This is a genomic window from Mesorhizobium sp. 131-3-5 (assembly GCF_016756575.1).
GTDB classification, from domain to species: domain Bacteria; phylum Pseudomonadota; class Alphaproteobacteria; order Rhizobiales; family Rhizobiaceae; genus Mesorhizobium; species Mesorhizobium jarvisii.
The window spans coordinates 423,261-441,201 of record NZ_AP023255.1 but is presented as its reverse complement, the minus strand read 5'-3'; the positions used below and the strand labels follow the sequence as shown (position 1 = coordinate 441,201).

Here is a 17,941-nt window from a genome sequence, read left to right as displayed (position 1 = left end):
CGCAATCGGCATAACCCCGATCCTTGAGGTAGGGGCCTACGCTATCGGGGGGAGCTTGTCGCGAAGAGCCGACGCGATGCAGCTTGCGCCGATCACCGATGTACCTGGTCGAAAAGGGGATCGGCTCGCTTGATGTTCGGCGCAGACCAGGAGGGACACACCAGAAAATGCTCCTCGGAGCCAACGCATGCATCGACAATCTCCTTAGGGCTGCATCCTTGAATTCTTCCTATGGGACGTTCTGTCGAATCGGCAAAATCGATTGTTTCGATGACACGCATCCACGTTGCGGATAGATGAGACAAAGGCTTGGATCGCGCGCAACCTCACGGCGGCAGCAGCATCAACCTTAGTCAGCCGGCCATGAGCGCGGCCGTCGCCCGGCCACGCGACTATTTCAACGATGAACTGTTTATGATGAGCGGCCGCGAATGCGTTCTAACCCGCGTGCGGAACCGTCAGCGTCTCAGAGTCGAGCGACGACGTCCCGCAGCATCTCGACGCCTTTTTCGATCTGCCGGATGCTCAGGGCGGAATAGCCCATGACAAGCCCGATGCGGTCGGCTTCGCCTGCTCCCGACTGCCGATGATAAAGCGGCGAAATCGGGTGCAGACCCAGACCCGCGTATTGGGCAGCTTCGACCAACGCCGTTTCACGCGATCGCGGCAGGTCGTTGAACCATATGACGACGTGCAGTCCAGCCTCTGCCCCCTGGACGGCGATCCGACCTTGAAAACTCCGCTTCAGGGCGGTCAGCAATGCCTCCCGGCGCTCGCCGTTGATGCGGCGCACGCGGCGCACATGGCTTTCATAGCCACCGCTCTCGATCAGAGAGGCCAATGACTCCTGCCCCGCCATCGGAGAATGCCGGTCGGCAAGCTGCTTGGCGGTTTCGAAAACCTGCAGGAATTCCGCCGGGACGACGAGATAACCGATCCGCAGCATCGGCGAGAGCGTCTTGGAGATGGTGCCGAGGTAGATGACGGCCCCATGATCCTCGAGGCTATGCAGCGGGGGAACGGGGCTGATATCGTAGCGATATTCGCTGTCGTAGTCGTCCTCGATGACATAGGCGCCCTGCTCCCGCGCCCATTCCAGAAGCTGATGCCGCCGCGGGATCGGCATGACGCCGCCGAGCGGAAACTGATGCGAGGGCGTCACATAGGCCAGCCGGGCCGCGACCCCCGCCAGTTGCTCCGTTTGCATGCCGTGATCGTCAACCTCGACGGGAACGGGCGTGGCACCTGTACTGGCAAAGACCTGGCGCGCCATCCTGTAGCAGGGGTCCTCGATGACGAAGCTGTCCCCGGGGTCGAGCAGCAGGCGCGCGCAGAGATCGAGGCCCTGCTGCGAACCATTGACGATGACGATCTGCTCGGGGTCGCAGCGCACAGTACGGGCGCGCCAGAGATAGCCCTGAAGCGCTTGGCGGAGCCGGCTCGAACCGCACGGATCGTCATAGGCGAGCCGTGCCGGCCGCTGCGCCATCGCCGCGTTCATCGCGCGCTTCCAAACCGATGCGGGGAAATCTGAGGGCGCCAGGACGCCATAGCGGAAATCAACCTTCAGCGTGTTCGGCAGGTAATCCGGCCAGCGCGGAGTACCACGCAGCCGTTCGCCATAGCTTGACAAGTGAACCGGGCCGAACCGTTTTGGGGGATTGGCGGTCAGCTCATGTCCCAGCAGTGAGGATGCGACACGAGGGCGCGCGCCTTGACGGATGTCGATGAAACCTTCCGCGGCCAGCTGCTCGTAGGCGACGGTGACGGTCGTTCGCGAGACGCCAAGTTCCTCGGCGAGACCACGGGAGGACGGCAGCTGGCTTCCGGTGCCGTAAACGCCTCTGAGGATCTGCTCGCGAAGCGCTTCGTAGATCTGGCGCGCGCCCATGCCATGCGAGCGGGTTGAAGCACCGGGACCTGGAGACTGGACCATTTCTTTTCCTGCCAACTGGACATTCCATATCAACCAGTTTGCAGCCACTCCTTCCGAAAGCCAAGGCACGTCTGAAGCCGATGCCCGAGACCGCAATCCAAGACCGGAAAGTGGCACATCTGCGAACGATGCCAAATTCGGCTTCGCTACCCTCGCGATCCATCACGGCTACGATCCGGCTGGTTTTCCCAATGCCGGTCAACCACGCGTCTTCCTGAGCTCGACCTACGATCGAAAGTGTTGCGGCGAATGAGGCCGCCGCCTTGGCGGCGCAATCCTCGGCGACGCGGAAGCCTCCACACGCTGTACGAAACGGGCTTGCGCTACATCACCGGCGCGGCGCTCTCGACCATGTCCTCCTTCCTGGTTCTGCGCGGGCTGAAAAGGACTCTCACGCTTCGCATGGAATGGCACAGCACCACGGCGCTTGCGATCGCGTAGGTGCGCGACGGGCATTCGGCCGTGGGTTAGGTGAGCTCCCCTTCCTCGACTCGCATCCCGATCAGGCGATTGCCCGAAAGGAGATGTCGGGCATCGCCAACGAGGGGGCCGAAGGGTCAAGGCGCGCTAAGACATGATCGTCGCCTCACCAACGCATTTTGCCAAAAGCATCTCAACGACGAATATGCCGGCTTGGCGCGCCGTAGGGCCGCCGCCTTATCCCGCGAGCGGCGCAGCCCGCTCGCACGTCCCGTCCGCTATGCGTAACACCAGGCTGATGCCGGAGACATAGGCAGTCACCGAACCGGGTCCGCCGTCGAGAAACGACGAATTGGTGCTGTCTTGAGCCACCGGCAAGCAAATCCATTACTGATCCTCGACTGCCATAGGCGTTATGCTGCTCGCAGCCTGGGCACAGTCATATGAAGATGTTTGGACAGAACGGTGTTTCGGCAACTGTTATCTGTCGTCCAGCTTTTGGCATCAGTTTTGATGGACGCGAGCAGCTTGCGAGGGACGCATCCGAACGCGGCGCTGCTCCCACAACCGTCGCAGTTCTCCTGTGAGAGCCTCGCGCTGGGCCTGATCCAGCGTAATTGTATCGAGGAGATCCGCGAGCACGGCTTCGCCCTCGATTCGCGTCAGCAGATCGAACAATTCAGGTGAAATACGCACACCGTCACGGCTGGAGTGATCCGTTCGGATTTCGCAGATGGTCTCCTGGCGATCCAGCGCCGTGTGAGCGCGGACCTTATACAGGGATACATAAGGCGGCAATGAAACCGCTAGCGCAGTCCAATCCTCCAGCGTTGCGGCCCGTTTTTTGACGAGGAACGGCCCGACCACAAGTCCATCCAACCCTGTCGTCAGGAACGTGGCAATCGAGTCTGCAACTGAATCCACGATCGGCTCGGCATTGTTGTTAAAGGACGTGTTGAGCAGAATTGGGATGCCAGTGCGCTGCTTGAAGGCATTGATGACGTCCCAGTAGGCCGGACTGGCCTTGCGCGATACTGTTTGCAGCCGAGCCGTACCGTCGACGTGCGTGATGGCGCCGAGCAAACCACGCTTGGAGTCGCGCACACGGACCACGAAATTCATGAAGGGAAATTCGCACGCACTGCCTGGGAGGTCGAAAAATTCGCGCGCATCCTCCTCCAGCACTGATGGGGCGAACGGGCGATACCCTTCCCGCTTCTTGACCATGGCGTTGATCCGGTCCTTGTTTGTGGCGGGCCTGGGGTCGGCAAGAATGCTGCGATTTCCGAGCGCGCGCGGCCCGAACTCCGAACGACCTTGCACCCAGCCGATCACGGCGCCACCGGCCATCCACTCGGCTGCCCTATCCGCCACCTCCTCAGTGCGTTCAAACTCCAGGTGCCCCGCCCATGCCTTTAGTTCCTCTTCCACAGCATGATCGCTCGCGAGATCCGGCCCCCAATAAACCTCCTGCAATCGCGCACGCGGCGCGGGGCGGCCCAACTCACCAGACACGATTAATGCAGCGCCCAATGCGCAGCCAGCGTCATGCGACGCGGGCTGCACGAAGATGTCTTCGAAAAGGCCTGAATAGAGCAGCTTGCCGTTCATGGAGCAATTGTGCGCAACGCCACCGGCCAGGCACAGCCGCGTCATCCCCGTGGCCTCACGATGATGCCGAAGAATGTGAAACACGATGCGTTCGAGTGCTTCCTGTAGCGACGCACTCACATCTTTGTGCTGCTGAGTGAATGGCATTCCCTTTTGCCGGACCTGAATGGTGCGAAGCAAAGTCGGACCGATGCGGTCCAGGTGGACGCGATACTCGCCGTTTGCAGACAGTTCATAGAACTGCTCGAAAAGCTCGCGATAGGGAACGGGATCGCCGTAGGGGGCAAGCCCCATTACCTTATATTCATCGAACAAGCCGTAGCCGAGATACCGGATCACCTCGAGATAAAATAGCCCAAGGGAATTGTTCTCTGGGAAAGTCGCGAGTTGCGAAATTTCAGCACCAGATCCTACCGCCACAAGACCCGACTGGAAATCACCAGAGCCATCAATCGCGAAAATCAGACTTTGCTCGAAGCCCGACATTGCAAAAGCACTCACGGCGTGCGCCTGATGATGACTTACGAATGAGATACGCGAAGGGTCGAGCTCGCTACCGAACTCCTGCGCCAACAGCTGCTGCACCAAAAATTTGGCATCCAACGGAATGGAGGCGTCCGGCTCGGAAGCAAGCATGTTTTCGAGCATGGCGTTGCAATAGGCTTCGGTAGCGTAGTACGCCACATGATCGATTTCGCTGAGCTGAACCCCAGCGGCTGAAAGGCAGTATTGAACCGAACTGATTGGGAGCTTGTTGGAGTGTTTGATCCGATTGAGGCGCTCCTCTTCTACGGCCGCGATGACCTGTCCGTCTCGGACGAGCACCGCAGCGCCATCGTGCATGAATGTATTCGCAATCTGGAATCGGTTTTCATAGACTTTGTCTAATCCGCCGCTCAATCCTAGACACAGCATCTCGCTCTCCGTTTATCGTACAGGAAGACTGAATTGGCCTGTCTCAAGGCCGTTTGATCAAAAACACAGGCTGCGTTGTCGTTCGCCGCCGCGAACGCCAGTCAGACATCACCAACCTCAAAGAAATTCTCTTACGCCTGGATCAACATGAGATCCTGTGATCGAGGTCCCGGGCGTTCCATAACGTTGAGAGATTGAGTGGATGCCACGAAGACCCTGGGTTGGATGCCGATTTGCGTTGGCGATGTCGTTTTTATTTGCAGCACGAAGTCCGTAGCGCATTGTTTATCTCACTCTCTTTCGTCAGCGCATTAGTCGGCGGCGCAACAGCGCCATCGAGAGGAAGAATGGCAACAGCGCGTACAGGCCGAGCACACCGACGTGCAGGGCGATGCCGCTGATCGGGCGATCAAGCATAACCGGACGAATGAGGTCGATCGCATGTGACAGCGGCATGCATCGCGCTATCTGCTGAAAGGCGCCAGGCAGCTGGTTCAATGGGAAAACGGCGCCCGACAGGAACAGCATAGGTGTGAGGACAAGCGTCTGGTAAAACACGAAGTAATCGTAGCTGGGCGAAAGTGCGGTGACGATCATCGCGAGGCTCGCAAATACGCACCCTGTCAGAGCAATGATTGGCAGCGCATAGAGGACGGACGGCCAGGCGGCATAGCCCAAGGTTGCGGTGACGATGGTAATAGCCGTACCGGCCATGAAGGCCTTGGTGGCTGCCCACGCCAGTTCACCCAGAACGATGTCGCCGAGGGTAACGTGCGTATACAGCATGGCTTCCCATGTGCGTTGAGAATGCATGCGAGCGAAAGCCGCGTACAATGTTTCCAGGGTAGAGGCGGTCATCGCACTTACCGCGACCATGCCGGCCGCCAAAAAGGCGATATACGACGCACCGTCGACGCGGCCGACCATTATGCCGAGGCCGGTGCCTAGGCCGAAAAGGTAGATCATAGGATCGGCGAGGTTACCGAGAAGCGACACGAGTGCGACTTTCTTCCATGCCAGATAGTTGCGTCGCCATACCGCAACCCAGTTCCACGCATTGGCCGGCAGCGCCGCCGCAAAACCTTCAATCATCGCTCACTCCTCCATCTCGCGCCCGGTCAGCCGCAAGAAAACATCCTCGAGATTGGCTGGACGCAGAAGAAGACGCAGACCTGCTCGCCCCTGCAGTTGCGTGCGCACCTGGTCAGGGTCTGGCGCATAGCAATAAAGGGTTTCGCCGCTGACCTCGATGCGCTGGGAATGTGGCTTGACCAGCGAAAGCAACTCGTGCGGATCGCCGCCATAAATCTCCATGACCTGGCATCCGATATGCTCGTCGATCAGCGCCTGCGGGCCGCCTTCGGCGATGTTGCGGCCCTTTTCGAGCACGCACAGCCGATCGCATAATCGCTCAGCCTCTTCCATGAAATGCGTCGTCAGGATAATCGTCTTGCCGCGTGCCAACAGGGCGCGCAGCCGCTCCCAGATCAGGTGGCGCGCGTGCGGATCGAGGCCGGTGGTCGGCTCGTCCATCACAATGAGCTGGGGGTCGTTGATCAACGCCCGCGCCATTGTCAGGCATCGCTTCATGCCGCCGGACAGTTCCGAGACGCGCGCATCCACCTTGCGCTCGAGGCGAGCGAACTCGAGAAGCGACGGGATGACCGCTTCGCTCTGACGTGTGCTCATGCCGAAGTAGCGTCCGAACACCAGCAGGTTCTCGCGTACGGTGAATTCCTGGTCAAGATTGTCGAATTGCGGGACCACGCCAATGCCCCTGCGTGCCAGCCGAGCGCGCGCCGGCACCGGGACGCCAAGCACCGTGATCGTGCCCGCGTCAGGGCATGTCATGCCGAGGAGCATACGCGCAATCGTGCTTTTGCCCGCCCCGTTTGGTCCGAGGAGGCCGAAACACTCTCCCGACGCAACGGAGAACGACAGTTCGTCGACAACGATCTTGTTCCCATACGACTTGGTTACGCCGGCAAAATCGACTGCCACGGTTGACGCAGAGTCAGGCACGGAGCTTTTCGCGCTTGTTTGCCCGTGAGACTCCCGTTCGATCGCAGGAGTCTCGAGCCGCCGCAAATCCTCTGGGCCCAACTTACGCTTCAACACTTGATGTTTCTGGTCCTGGCTCAAAACTCTTCTACCTGCGATCAAGTAACTATTGCTGTTCGCTGTAAGCGGCGTCAGATCCCACCAGGTTTTGCTTTGGAAGGGCGTCGCCGGTGTCTTGCACATTGGCCGCAGAGCTTCGCGACAACCAATCGCTGTTGCTTAATGTACACAGCGCGTATGCTTTCAAAGGTAGCAAGAGAAAGATGTTGATGAGTGTGTGGAGCGAGAACCCGAGAAATCGAAGTTGGCGCGCACGAAACGCTGCCACGCTGCAGCGAACTATAGTCATGGCTGCAATCATCAGGCATGCCGTCCAAGGCACAGTACCTGTCGTTACGAATTGCGCGAGCCCCGCCAGAATCGACAAAGAGAGCAATAATGGGCCAATATTCTGGCCAATCACGTCCAATGTGAGATAAATATTAAGGCCGCGCAGCAGTTGGAACGCCAGCAACGTGTCACGGAAAGTGCTCCGGGCCCAGCGAAGCTGTTGGCGCAGATAGGGACCCATGCTGTTGGGAACGACTGTTGCCGCGACGGCCTCCGGGACATACTCTGTTCGAAAGCCTGCTTTCAGCATCAGGATCGTAAGGTGGCGGTCCTCGCCGAAGTCGCTCGGCTTCCCTCGAAAGCGCTGCGTCTCGTACTGATCCAGCAGCGAAACAAGCGCGGATCGCCGGTACATGGCACACGGACCGCAGCAACACATGACGGCACCGAACCGAGCCTGCGCTGCGCGCTCTTCGTTGCAGGCGAGCCAGTATTCCATGTCGATCAACCGCGTCAGCCAAGTTTCACTGCGATTGCTAGCCGCCAACTGGCCCATGGCGGCGCCGACCGCTTGATCTTGCATCTTTAGCGCAAGCCTGGTGATGACGTCCGGGGCGAGTATCGTGTCCGAATCTACATTCAGCACCAAATCTCCGCACGAGCGGCGAATGGCGGCAATCTGCGCCTTGCGCTTTCCGACATTCTTTGGGAGCGCAACGAAGTTGAACCTCGGGTCGCCCGCGTATTCCTCGTGTACACCCACGAGGGCATCGCGGTTTGCAGAACCGTCATCAACAACATAGACCTGCAGTTTGCCGGCGTAGTCCTGACTTGCAATGGAAGCCAGGCAGTCCGAGAGGGTGCGAGGCGCCTCGTTGTAGCACGGGATAATGACATCGACGCCCGGCCAAGGCTCACCGCTGGGCGGGTCGCCCGAGGTCGGCGGTACGTTTGTAGGCAGGGTATAAAAGACCTGCGCGGTTTTATAGACGGTCGACAGCAGCGCGTAAGAGCAGATGGCAACAGTACTGGCTGAGGCAAATAGGTTCATGAGATGTCAGATTTTTCAGTGAATTTGAGGGAAGCGGGCGGATAGTAAAACCGCGGCCAATGCTGGAATCAGCTCGATCAACGCCATGGGGGCGGGTCGCGCTGACTGACGTCGTAGCGGGTGTCCTTCATAGCTCTGGACCGTTCCGATCGATCAAAGTGCCGGCCGGCCACTCGCTCATTGAGCGTCCAATTGGGAGCACTAGGACGAGTACGTTGTCGTCGACTCGCGTGGGAGGCAGATCGAGGTACACGTCCGGGTGGGTTGAACGCACGCGAACGCCCGACAAAATGTTCGCCAAGCCTTTGCGGCAGAACCTCGAAACATGGTTCCGGAGCGCGGGCCGCACCGAGCCGAACGCGAATGGAACGCCAAGCTGCTGCAGCACCGGATACATCACGCTGATCGAATGGGCGATTCCTAGCCCCTCAAGATCCGGACGCACCCCGTATAGACCGAGTTCAGCGACAAGCAGATCATCGTCGCCAACTTTGATGTATCGGCGCAGCAGGCCCAAGTGAGCCGCTACCCCGTGCACATCACGGCCGATTACGCGGAGCTCCGGCCTTGCACCGGCCCAACTTCGACCGCCTGCGAATTGCTTCCCATTAAAGGCTCCGGTCGGCTCATAGGTCTTCCGGAAGAACTCAGAGAGTTCGAGGTGATCGGGAAGCTGCAACTCATTTTCCCAGCATAACCTCCACTGCACGTCAGGGCGCATGCGAAGACTTCCTCTTTTTCGGGTTCTTTTGTGCACCTCACGCGGTAGAGCAATGGCGGTGCATGTCATGGGTCTATGAACGGCCCTCCCGGATTGGTAAAATTGATTGTTTAGATCGCGAGCATCCACGCTATGGATGTTAAAACCATGCCTTTCAAAGCCTGATCTGAACCTTCTGGTCGTGCTCGATTGGCCCGATAAGCGGCGGCACCGATGGCAGCTGTCGGTGACACAACCTGATTCAAGAGCGGCCGCCAGCGCGTGGCTGCGCCCGTGCCGAAGCAGCGATCAAGTGGAGGACGGCCCGACTGTTAGGCGTCAGCAAACGCGGCGACCGTTGGCGCACGCGATGATGCATGGCGATCGCGCAGCTCTGGATCGCCGGCGGCAAACAGGTTCCGCGAAGCTCTATCGCGCTCGCCAACAGGAATCGTCTGGTCAATGCTTTCGAGTGTTGCCAGTCAACCGGACTGTCGGTGAAAGCACCTGGAGAGCGGGAAGGAGGGCGCGCCCGGATGGCGCTACTTCGAACGAATTGTTTGAGGTTTTGGCCGACTGGAACACACAGCTTGAGCACCTGAGGCCTGAAGTGCGCGAAGGAGCTGGCCCCGAAGTCTTCATTCCGTGCGAGGGATCAAAAATCGCCGCACACAGAAAGGCAGCCTAAGGAGCGTCAGCACTTGCGCCGGCCGAAGGGCCGGGACGCGGGACTGACTGCAACGACGAGATCGGTTAAAAGGGCAGCCGTAGGAGTGTCAGCATAGCGCCGCATAAGGCGGGACACGGGACCGACGGCCCCCGACGAGGAGTGCCGCTTTCCCGGCTAGGGATCGTCACCTACCTGGGCCGAAACACCTTTGAGGTTCGGTGGCGGCAGCCGTAGAGCCCGTCCCGCATAGGGAGCCATGCAAAATAAGGACTTCGCTTCATGTGGGCATCTATGGGTCATTTATTGGGTAAAGCCGTTACGCAAAATGGCAGAGGTGGGGAACGCTCACCCCGCCGCTTCCGAACCTGATGTCTGGACCGGAAAGGCTTCGGCCGACGTCTGGGGCCGTTGAGGTGGAAGCGGGCGAAAACCCCTCGAGGCTCGCGGCGCTGAACATCGAGCCGCATGAAGAAGCCGGATGTAGTCAGCGGTTGTTACCATCAACCGGATCCAGCTACTTGTTGCATCGGGCGCTCTTATACGTCCGCATATTGGGTCAGCTTGACACCGCAGAAGCGCACAGTGTCTCCCAGTGTTTTATCAGGCAGCGGAAATCGGCTTTCGGAAGAGAGCCAGCAGGCAGTCTTCATTGATCGACGCGCCCCGGCACTCGATGCACTCGATCTCGGTCAACGATTCGTTCAGCATGGCGATGGTGGTCTCTGCACCAGCAGCGTGCCCCCAGCGTTGGCAATTGGCGTCACGTGCCGACCCGAAAACCAGCTGCCCGCCTGGCGCAAGCAGACCTACCAGGTTGCGGACTGCCGCGCGGATCTGAACGAGGTCTCCGACGTAGTAAAGAACCTCCGCAACGACGATCAGGTCAAACAGCTCATCACTCGAAAACTGTTGAACATCGGAAATTATCCAGCTGATGTGCGGCGTCTCCTTCATGCGTAAACGTGCTCGGGTAATCGCTGGCTCCACGACATCGATCACAGTGAGCCGCTGGCAAATGGGGGCTAGCCGCTCCGTAAAAGCGCCGGCAGCGCACCCGACTTCGAGCGCATTCGCGACTCGACCTTGCGCAAGTGACAACCGGAGAATTTGGGTGTGGCGCTCCCGCTCGAACGGGTTGCCATCGAGCCGCCATGGATCGTCTGCGGCCATTTCTCGATTCAGCAGTTCATGATCGATTTGGGTCAAATTCGCACCTAGCTAAGGCAGCAATCACCGGCGCTGCAAATGCCGTCAGATGTCGGTAGGGTCGGGACCGTACTGCGGGCCGAGGCAGTTGATTTCGGTCACGCTCCTAATTGGGTCCGCAGGATTGGCAAAATTGATTGTTTGGATGACAACCATCCACGCAGTGAACACATCGAAGGCGGAATTGGGCGTGGATTCGCACACACACGGCGATTGACACGTTGACGATCCGCGATGGAAGAGGCTCGCGGCATTCAGCAGCCCCGTCTTCATCAAGCTGATCCCGCGCAGCCGCGACCGCTCCCATCGAACCACACGCGCCCGCCTGCTACGACGCCGCACGCTGATGCTGACACTATGGTGACTGGAGTTTACCGCCTCAGCATGGCCGCAATGCCATGACGGACAAAGGGAAGATGTTGGCCGAGGCGCAGCCCCACATGCCTTGCAAGCCGTGCCGCCGGATGCTCGCTTGAGTAGAGTCCGACGAGGATATTCGTAGCATGGTAGAGCGGCGCCGCCGACAGGCGCAGTCGGCTTTCATATCTGTGGAGCATGTCGGGGTCGGCAATGTCGCGACGGTCGCGCCATGCGGTCTCTATACCCCGGGCGAGCTGCTTCTGGCCGCCAAGGCCGATGTTGAAGCCATGCGCGGTCACCGGGTGCATGCCGATGGCAGCGTCGCCGATCAATGCGAAGCTCGGCGCCCGGAACCTGTGCGCCCAGGTCGTGGCCAACGGATAGATATAGCGTTGGCTTGCCAGGCTCATGTTGCCGAGGCGCCCTCGACAGCGCTTTGTCAACTCCCTCAGGAACAACTCGTCGTCGAGGGCAAGCAGTCCGTCGGCCTCGTTTGAGGGCAAAGTCAAAAGCAGCGACGACACGCCTGGCGCGAGGGGCAACATCGCCACCGTCTGATGGTGATCGAACCATTCGATCGCGATCTGGTGGTGGGGGCGCTCGTGCCTCACCCGGCAAATCAGCATCGAGTTGCCAAGCCGATTGATATCGGCGCCAATGCCGAGCAGATTGCGGGTGGCGGAAAAACGCGAATCGGCTGCAACGAGAAGGCGAGCGCTCAGCTGCCTGCCATTGGAGAGCGTTATCACTGCTCCTTGACGGCTGTTTGTTGCACGCACGACCGAGTGGCCGCACAGCAGCCGGGCATGGCCCCGCAAGCGGATGATCTTGAACAGGGCATCGCGGATCTGGCAATTCGGGACCAGAACGCCCAGTGGTTCCGCGGATCCGCCGGGGGCATCGAAACACAACGCAAACGGGCTCGATCCGTTGAGGACGCGTGCGCCTTGAAGCGGTGACTTGTCCGAAGCGGAGATAACATCCCAGGCGCCGAGCTCGCGAAGGATTCCAATCGAGGCGTGGGTGAGCGCGATCTCGCGGCCGTCGAAAGCCGGACTTGCCAGTCTTTCCAGGGCCTGCCCTTCCACAACCGCCAGTTTGAGCTGGCTATAGGCAAGCGATGCGGCGAAGGAAAGTCCGACCGGCCCGGCGCCCACGACAATAATGTCGAAGCTGTCGTCACAGCCGGCCATCAGCGTGCCGCCAGCGCGTCGGTTCTCTTCGTGAGATGTTGGGGGAGTCGAGCCGCAGGTCGTGCATCGATTGCGCTGTGATCTATTGCCCGCATCGCCTCAAGCGCGGTTCTCACGTCGGTTCCTGGCTGGTGAAGCGTCATTTGCCTGCTGTATGATCTGGATTGTCAAGATGATGGGAGCGACGACCAGGCTGTCGGTCAGCCCATGCGTTTTCCCGTGAAGGACTGGGCGATCAAACCACGCCGACAAGGGCGTGGCCTTGATCTGGGTCAGTCGAGGCGGAACCGGCGTCAGATGACGTCGATCCAATCCAGTCATGCGCCAGCTGATCCCATGACGACGCCATGGCACCAGCCAGCCCAAGGGAGAACCAGGCGTCTGATCTGGGGAAGGCTGTTTTAAGGACTTTTTGCGAGATCAGCGAATAACCGGCTCGCCATGGAAGCGCCGGCGCGAGGGCGGCGAGACGCCGAAGCCGACTTCCATCATCAGCCGTGGCGTGCGCGAAGGCACGGTGCCCATATGGAAGCCGAACGGATCCTCGACGAAACCGAGACCGGCTTCGCCGGTCAGCGTGACGGGACTGTCATCGCCATAGACCTTGAGAACCTCCTGCGCCGGATGGCCGACAAGCAGCGTGAGCTGATGCTTGATGGCGCGGCGGTTATGACTGCCACGGACATAAACATGCGGGCCGGTGCCCTCGTCGACCGGCGTCAGATAGAAGAAGAATTTCAGCATCCGCCAGTCATCGAGGTCGAAATGATACTTGCCGAGCGAGGCACGGTTCTTGTCGGCGTCGGAAGCCTCGCTGGTCGGGAAGCTCCACCACACGCGTGTGGTGATCAATTTCGCCTGAGCGCCCAGATAATGCGCGGCGATGTCGAGCAGCAGCGGGTCGTTCTGGATGGCGACCGCTGCCTTGCAGCCAAGGATGTGTTCGAAAAAGTGGCCGCTGAGCAAGGAGCGGCCGAAACGCTTCTCGGCCTCGGCATGGTCCTCAGCCATGAATTCGAGACGGCGATGGAAATTGCCGAAACAAGGCGTGTACCGGGCGAAGGCGGCGATCTCCTTATGGATGGAAGTCGGCAGGACGAGCCCGCAAAACAGCCCGTCCGACCGCAGCGCCTCGACAATTTCCTGGCGATCGACGCCGGCAAACATGGTGTCGTGGGCTTTTTGCGACACGCGAACCGGCTTAGCCCCACGCCAGTGCATCCGGCGGGCCGGCATGGTGCGGGCGAGCACGAACATCGGCAGCCATGCCGGGTTCTCGCGAATGTCCGACAGATAGGTCGGAATGCGCACGGCGATGCGGCGCAGCACGCCGCCGTTTCGCGCGATGGCCTCGAGACTGGCGGCGCCGGATTTGTCAGGGCTCGAAAGGGTCATGAAGGGTCCTCAGCTATGAATGCAATATGATATCGACGAAGCATCGGTTCTCACTGCCTCGCCGCTGGTCCAAGCCCGATTCCCGCAACGGAAGGACGTGTAGGCGCGCGTCGGTTTTTGTGCAATGCACAATAGCCTTGCGCGTGGCAAATCTGTTCGGATCGCCGTGCGCATCAGCCAATATTCCAGCGGCAGGCAAACGGGGCGGCGGCACTTGAAAAGAGCCGCCGCCCGGCTTGGCACCTATTGGCGGACGAACAGCGGCTGCACGCTCGCCCATTGATCGGCGGTGCGGAAGCCGCCGCGTTTCGTGTAGCTTTCGACCGGGAATTTCATCCAGTTGGGCAGCCAGCCGTCAACCTTCTGCCTGCCGTTCTCGCCCGCGAGGCAATCGCGGATGATTATCTTTTGCGTCTTGACCTTCTCGGCGACATTGCCGTCGGCGACAGGCTTGCCGGCGAGGTCGGCCAGCATCGCATTGGCGATCTCCCTGTCGCGCAGCAGATCGAAGAAGGCGTCGTCCGGTTGCCACCACGCACCCATGTCGATGCCCAGATGGTTGCCGAGGGCCTCGACGACGGCGCTGCCGGCTTCGAGCGTCTCGGCCATGACAAGGCTGAGAACGCGCATGACGTCGTCGTCGCAAAGTGCCAGCAAACGGGCAAAGACGGCGGCAAGCGCAAAGGCGTCGCCATTGCCGCCGGCTATCGCGCCCTCCTCGTCGGCCTGCCCAAGCAGCGCCAGCACCGCGCGCCGTTTTTCGGCGAATGCGGCTTCGGCCCTGGACGCGGCAATGCTTGCCGCCACCGCTTCATTGGCGGTGCGCTGCGGCTCGCGGCGAACCTGCCACAGGCCCGAGCCTGCGATGGCATGCGCCACCATCAGGCGCAGCGCGACGCCCGGATGGTCGAGCATGGCGGTACGCACGGCACCGTGGCGGTGCAGATCGACATAGTTCTGCATCGGCCCGGTGAGTTCCGGTCGCGACGGCTTGGCGGGCGTTTCGTCGTGCGCGCCGCCCTCGCCTTGCGCGCGGGCGCGGCGGGCATCCTTGCGCGACAGCCAGCCCTCGTGGCATTCGACCGCGCCGCGATGCGAGACTGAGATGAAGACCTTGCCGCCCTTCTTTTTTGGCGTCTTTTCGCAGTCCCATGACTTGAAATGCTGCCCCGGTTCGAGCACGGCGACCTCGGGCCAGCCGGCTTCCAGGTAGGCATCGCGTTTGGCGGCAATCGCCTCGTTCTGCTTTTGCCAGAACAGGTCGGCATCGGCGAAATAGCTGTCCTCGCCGAACAGGTCGCAGACGATCAGGCCCGGATAGTCCTCGATGGGGAACAGCGCCACCTTGGTAGAAATCGACTGGCCGCCGAACAGCCATTGTTTCAATTGGTGGCCGCGCGGAGCGTATTGCTCGGGGTCGGCATAAAGCGCCAGCCAATCCTTCTGCTGCGCCTTGGAGGCCATGGTCAGATGGCGCGCCGTCTCGGCGTCGATGTCGGCGCGCCGATAGGCCTCGCGGATCTTGGGCAGAAGATCGCCGAGCGCCAGAATGCGTTTGACCAGAAGCTCGGTGACGCCGAAGGTTGCGGCGATATCTGGAATGGTGCGGCCTTCCCTCATCAGCCGCGAAAACGTCTCCCACTGCGACACCTCGTCGGGATCGAGCCGGGCGAAGTTTTCGATCAGCGAGGCCTCGAGCGCGTCGGCGTCGTCGCCGTCTTCCATGATGGCGCAGGGCAAGGCATTGCCCTCGCCTCGCTCGTCGGCGAGCGATTTGGCGGCGAAATAGCGGCGCCGGCCGGCGACGATCTCGAAGCTTTCCGGCGTGCCGTTGGGCCGCACCAGAAGCGGCACCAGGACGCCGCGCGCGCGAACCGATGGCAGGATGTCCGACACGTCGGGCGCGCGTTTGGAATGGCGCATGTTGAGCGCCGAAATGTTGAGCTTATCAAGCGGAATGTGGGCAAGTTGCATGGTTTGTCTCCTTCGTTGCGGGGTGGGATTGCCCCGCCGCAGAGGCTGCAAGCCGGCGCGGCGGGACGGTTTTCGCGCCCTAGCGGCGCGTCTGTTCCGCCGTGTCGGGCGGAAGCTTGGAATCGGCGTTGCCAAGGGCTTCTGCCGCCTGTCGCAGCAGCCGGTCGGCTTCGGTGATGTGGCCGGCGCTGTACGCTGCCTGGGCGTAGACGGAGAGCGGAAAGCGCGGCTTGAATCCAAGGTCGCGCTCGATGCCGAGGCCAAGCCGCCCCTTGACGCTTGCAAGCTCGGCAAGACTGACGCTGCCGAGTTCGGGGAAGCCGAAGCCGAGGTCGCAAAGGCCGAAAAGGGTGTCGCCGTCGGCGTCGAGTTCGGTGAGAAGCCAGGTCGCTGGGCCGGTCGGATCGAACAGTTTGACCACCGGGACATGGTCGGTTTCGGTGTCGGTTGCGCCATTGGCGAGCAGCCGGGCGCAAAGCTCGTCGGTGATCAGGATCATGGGAAAACTCCTCTCAAAACAGGTCGCGTTGATTTCTGGCGTCATCGAACAGCCCGATATCAAGCGACTTTTGCGCCGCGCGCGGGCGCATCGGCGCGTCGGCCAAAAGGGCGAGGCGGTCGCGCGTGGTGGCTGGACACCGGGAACGAGCGTCTGCTCGCCTTGCGGCGTTGGCTCGGTCCGCAGGGTGTCGGGATCGCGCGCGCTCATGCCGCGATCTCGTCTTGTTGCGCGCCTTCGGCCTCGGCGTTGAAGCCCAGAAGAAAATCGGCGGCCTTGGAGGCAAGGCTGGCGGCGCGGAAGATGGCGCGATTGTCCTCGCGCAGCACCTTCAGCCATGTGCCGATATAGTCGGCATGGCGCACGGTCGGCTCGATGCCGAGGGTCGAGCAGACAAAGGCTGCGGTGATTTCTGCCACATATCCTGACAGTCAAGCCTGACGATCGTGGTTATCGCGGAGCGAAGTGTCAGGCCTCAGCGGTTTTTTGATCCTCGCGGGCTGGGCGGCAGCCAAGGTGAAAAGGCCATGGCTGCGCGCGTCGGTGGCGGCCCTAAGGCGACGTGGCGCTCAGCTCGGCGGCTGTTGCGCGTGCATCCAGTCAGCGGCAGCCTGCGCTTTGCTTGCGGCGGTGAAGATCGCCCGCGCGTCGTCCTTCAGCACCTTGAGCCAGGATGCGACATAGGCTGCGTGGTCAGGACGCGGATGATGCGCCAGGCCCAGATCGGCCAGGATATAGGCTGCAGCAAGTTCGGCGGTCAGTTCTTCGACTGCCAAGGCCTGGCGGGTGAAGCGTTTGGTGAAGTCTCGATCGAGCCGATGCTTAGAGCCCGTGGCATGCGCGGCCTCATGGACATAAGTCCCGACGTGAGCGACAGCATCGTGGAAGCGATTGAAGTCCGGCATAAAGATTCGGTCGAGATCGATGCGGTAGTATGCAGCGTTGGCGCCAAACGTAACGGGAATGCCGAGCGCACTGATGAAGGCATCGGCATGCGGGACTCGTTCGGAGTCAGGCAGGATTGGAGCGGCGGAAGGCGTGAAGCCCTCGACCTGAGAGCTGTTGAAGACCGAGAAGGCGCGGGCGAAGAGGCGTCGCTGGGGGTGCTCATCGTCGCCGACTGCATCATCGTCAGAGTGTGCGGCAAACTCCTTCCAGAGCACGACGGTCGTTGCGCGTTCGCCCTTGCTGACCTGGGCGCCAAGGGCCTGCCATTGCCGGTATGTGCCCCAGAGGCCGCTTCCAAAGCCGTGAGCCTGGGCTGCGATCCAAAGAGCGAGCGTATTGACGCCGCGATAAGCCTTTCCGGAAGAGATGTTGGTCGGGCGAGCAATCGAGCTTCCATCGTGGTGCCAGGGCATCCGCCATTCGCCGGCGCCGGCCTCGATGGCGGCAATTATCTCGGAAGTGATGCGGGTATACACGTCGGTGCGGTTTTGCGTGTCCATGGTCGGAACTCCTGTCCCGCCGGGGCCAATCCCCGGCGGCGGAGCAGCCATCTGCGATGGCTAAGGGCCGACCGCGCACTCGAAGAGCCGCAGCGTGAGCGAAGGACGGCGATCAGCCGTTGCGCGGGCGGACCTGACATCGCGCGCTCCGCCGAACGCCGGGGTTGGTCCG

General features: G+C 60.9%; 14 protein-coding genes and 3 pseudogenes. 4 read left to right on the top strand and 13 right to left on the bottom strand.

Features of this window, described 5'->3' with window-relative positions; translation table 11 throughout:
* Positions 1-339: 339 nt before the first annotated feature.
* Positions 340-444, top strand: a pseudogene (locus tag JG747_RS37700) (LysR family transcriptional regulator); the annotation flags it as partial.
* Positions 445-466: 22 nt separating this feature from the next.
* Here JG747_RS37700 and pdxR read toward each other — a convergent pair.
* Positions 467-1,936 (bottom strand): MocR-like pyridoxine biosynthesis transcription factor PdxR, encoded by a 1,470-nt coding sequence (gene pdxR / locus JG747_RS34580; RefSeq protein ID WP_199201585.1) that lies wholly within the window; start codon positions 1,934-1,936, stop codon positions 467-469.
* Positions 1,937-2,254: 318 nt separating this feature from the next.
* Between pdxR and JG747_RS37385 the strand changes: the two genes are divergently transcribed.
* Positions 2,255-2,377, top strand: a complete 123-nt coding sequence (locus tag JG747_RS37385; protein ID WP_244748461.1) for a PLP-dependent transferase — start codon at positions 2,255-2,257, stop codon at positions 2,375-2,377.
* A 30-nt stretch (positions 2,378-2,407) separates the two neighbouring features.
* Positions 2,408-2,644 (top strand): DUF6398 domain-containing protein, encoded by a 237-nt coding sequence (locus JG747_RS37380; protein ID WP_244748460.1) that lies wholly within the window; start codon positions 2,408-2,410, stop codon positions 2,642-2,644.
* Between the two features lie 216 nt (positions 2,645-2,860).
* Here JG747_RS37380 and JG747_RS34570 read toward each other — a convergent pair whose 3' ends face one another.
* From JG747_RS34570 to JG747_RS34550, 5 genes are all read right to left on the bottom strand, one after another.
* Entirely contained in the window at positions 2,861-4,882 is a 2,022-nt protein-coding gene (locus JG747_RS34570; RefSeq protein ID WP_199201271.1) for a carbamoyltransferase family protein, read from the bottom strand.
* Positions 4,883-5,185: 303 nt separating this feature from the next.
* The gene (locus JG747_RS34565; RefSeq protein ID WP_010913823.1) at positions 5,186-5,974 is read right to left on the bottom strand and encodes an ABC transporter permease; all 789 of its coding nucleotides are present in this window, start codon (positions 5,972-5,974) and stop codon (positions 5,186-5,188) included.
* A gap of 3 nt (positions 5,975-5,977) precedes the next feature.
* Complete coding sequence (gene nodI, locus JG747_RS34560) at positions 5,978-7,000, bottom strand: nodulation factor ABC transporter ATP-binding protein NodI (RefSeq protein ID WP_199201270.1); 1,023 nt, start codon at positions 6,998-7,000, stop codon at positions 5,978-5,980.
* Positions 7,001-7,049: 49 nt separating this feature from the next.
* Positions 7,050-8,324 carry a chitooligosaccharide synthase NodC gene (gene nodC / locus JG747_RS34555; RefSeq protein WP_199201269.1) on the bottom strand — a complete coding sequence of 425 codons (1,275 nt, stop codon included), beginning with the start codon at positions 8,322-8,324 and terminating at the stop codon, positions 7,050-7,052.
* 127 nt (positions 8,325-8,451) lie between these two features.
* The gene (locus JG747_RS34550) at positions 8,452-9,045 is read right to left on the bottom strand and encodes a NodA family N-acyltransferase (RefSeq protein WP_044549143.1); all 594 of its coding nucleotides are present in this window, start codon (positions 9,043-9,045) and stop codon (positions 8,452-8,454) included.
* A gap of 240 nt (positions 9,046-9,285) precedes the next feature.
* On the opposite strand from JG747_RS34550, the pseudogene JG747_RS37960 reads away from it, so the two are divergent.
* Positions 9,286-9,386, top strand: a pseudogene (locus JG747_RS37960) (IS110 family transposase); the annotation flags it as partial.
* A 908-nt stretch (positions 9,387-10,294) separates the two neighbouring features.
* Here the strand turns inward: JG747_RS37960 and nodS are convergent.
* The 7 genes and pseudogenes from nodS to JG747_RS34515 all read right to left on the bottom strand — a co-directional run bounded on the left by nodS (position 10,295) and on the right by JG747_RS34515 (position 17,769).
* On the bottom strand, positions 10,295-10,900 hold the full coding sequence (gene nodS, locus JG747_RS34545; RefSeq protein ID WP_010913819.1) for a nodulation methyltransferase NodS: 606 nt from the start codon (positions 10,898-10,900) through the stop codon (positions 10,295-10,297).
* A gap of 371 nt (positions 10,901-11,271) precedes the next feature.
* Entirely contained in the window at positions 11,272-12,453 is a 1,182-nt protein-coding gene (gene ubiM / locus JG747_RS34540) for a 5-demethoxyubiquinol-8 5-hydroxylase UbiM (protein WP_199201268.1), read from the bottom strand.
* A 420-nt stretch (positions 12,454-12,873) separates the two neighbouring features.
* Positions 12,874-13,848 carry a hypothetical protein gene (locus JG747_RS34535; protein WP_199201267.1) on the bottom strand — a complete coding sequence of 325 codons (975 nt, stop codon included), beginning with the start codon at positions 13,846-13,848 and terminating at the stop codon, positions 12,874-12,876.
* Positions 13,849-14,091: 243 nt separating this feature from the next.
* On the bottom strand, positions 14,092-15,822 hold the full coding sequence (locus JG747_RS34530; protein ID WP_199201266.1) for a ParB/RepB/Spo0J family partition protein: 1,731 nt from the start codon (positions 15,820-15,822) through the stop codon (positions 14,092-14,094).
* Positions 15,823-15,901: 79 nt separating this feature from the next.
* The gene (locus JG747_RS34525; protein ID WP_199201265.1) at positions 15,902-16,321 is read right to left on the bottom strand and encodes a DUF2958 domain-containing protein; all 420 of its coding nucleotides are present in this window, start codon (positions 16,319-16,321) and stop codon (positions 15,902-15,904) included.
* Between the two features lie 206 nt (positions 16,322-16,527).
* Positions 16,528-16,740 (bottom strand): annotated as a pseudogene (locus JG747_RS34520) (zincin-like metallopeptidase domain-containing protein); the annotation flags it as partial.
* Positions 16,741-16,890: 150 nt separating this feature from the next.
* A complete protein-coding gene (locus JG747_RS34515; RefSeq protein WP_199201264.1) occupies positions 16,891-17,769 on the bottom strand; it encodes an ArdC family protein in 879 nt (292 codons plus the stop codon).
* Between the last annotated feature and the right edge of the window lie 172 nt (positions 17,770-17,941).

Bases quoted from the DNA above. Each gene is read 5' to 3' on its own strand.
- pdxR (WP_199201585.1), bottom strand. From the start codon at position 1,936: ATGGTCCAGTCTCCAGGTCCCGGTGCTTCAACCCGCTCGCATGGCATG.
- JG747_RS34565 (WP_010913823.1), bottom strand. From the start codon at position 5,974: ATGATTGAAGGTTTTGCGGCGGCGCTGCCGGCCAATGCGTGGAACTGG.
- JG747_RS34570 (WP_199201271.1), bottom strand. From the start codon at position 4,882: ATGCTGTGTCTAGGATTGAGCGGCGGATTAGACAAAGTCTATGAAAAC.
- JG747_RS34525 (WP_199201265.1), bottom strand. From the start codon at position 16,321: ATGATCCTGATCACCGACGAGCTTTGCGCCCGGCTGCTCGCCAATGGC.
- JG747_RS34535 (WP_199201267.1), bottom strand. From the start codon at position 13,848: ATGACCCTTTCGAGCCCTGACAAATCCGGCGCCGCCAGTCTCGAGGCC.
- JG747_RS34515 (WP_199201264.1), bottom strand. From the start codon at position 17,769: ATGGACACGCAAAACCGCACCGACGTGTATACCCGCATCACTTCCGAG.
- ubiM (WP_199201268.1), bottom strand. From the start codon at position 12,453: ATGGCCGGCTGTGACGACAGCTTCGACATTATTGTCGTGGGCGCCGGG.
- nodC (WP_199201269.1), bottom strand. From the start codon at position 8,324: ATGAACCTATTTGCCTCAGCCAGTACTGTTGCCATCTGCTCTTACGCG.
- JG747_RS34550 (WP_044549143.1), bottom strand. From the start codon at position 9,045: ATGCGCCCTGACGTGCAGTGGAGGTTATGCTGGGAAAATGAGTTGCAG.
- JG747_RS34530 (WP_199201266.1), bottom strand. From the start codon at position 15,822: ATGCAACTTGCCCACATTCCGCTTGATAAGCTCAACATTTCGGCGCTC.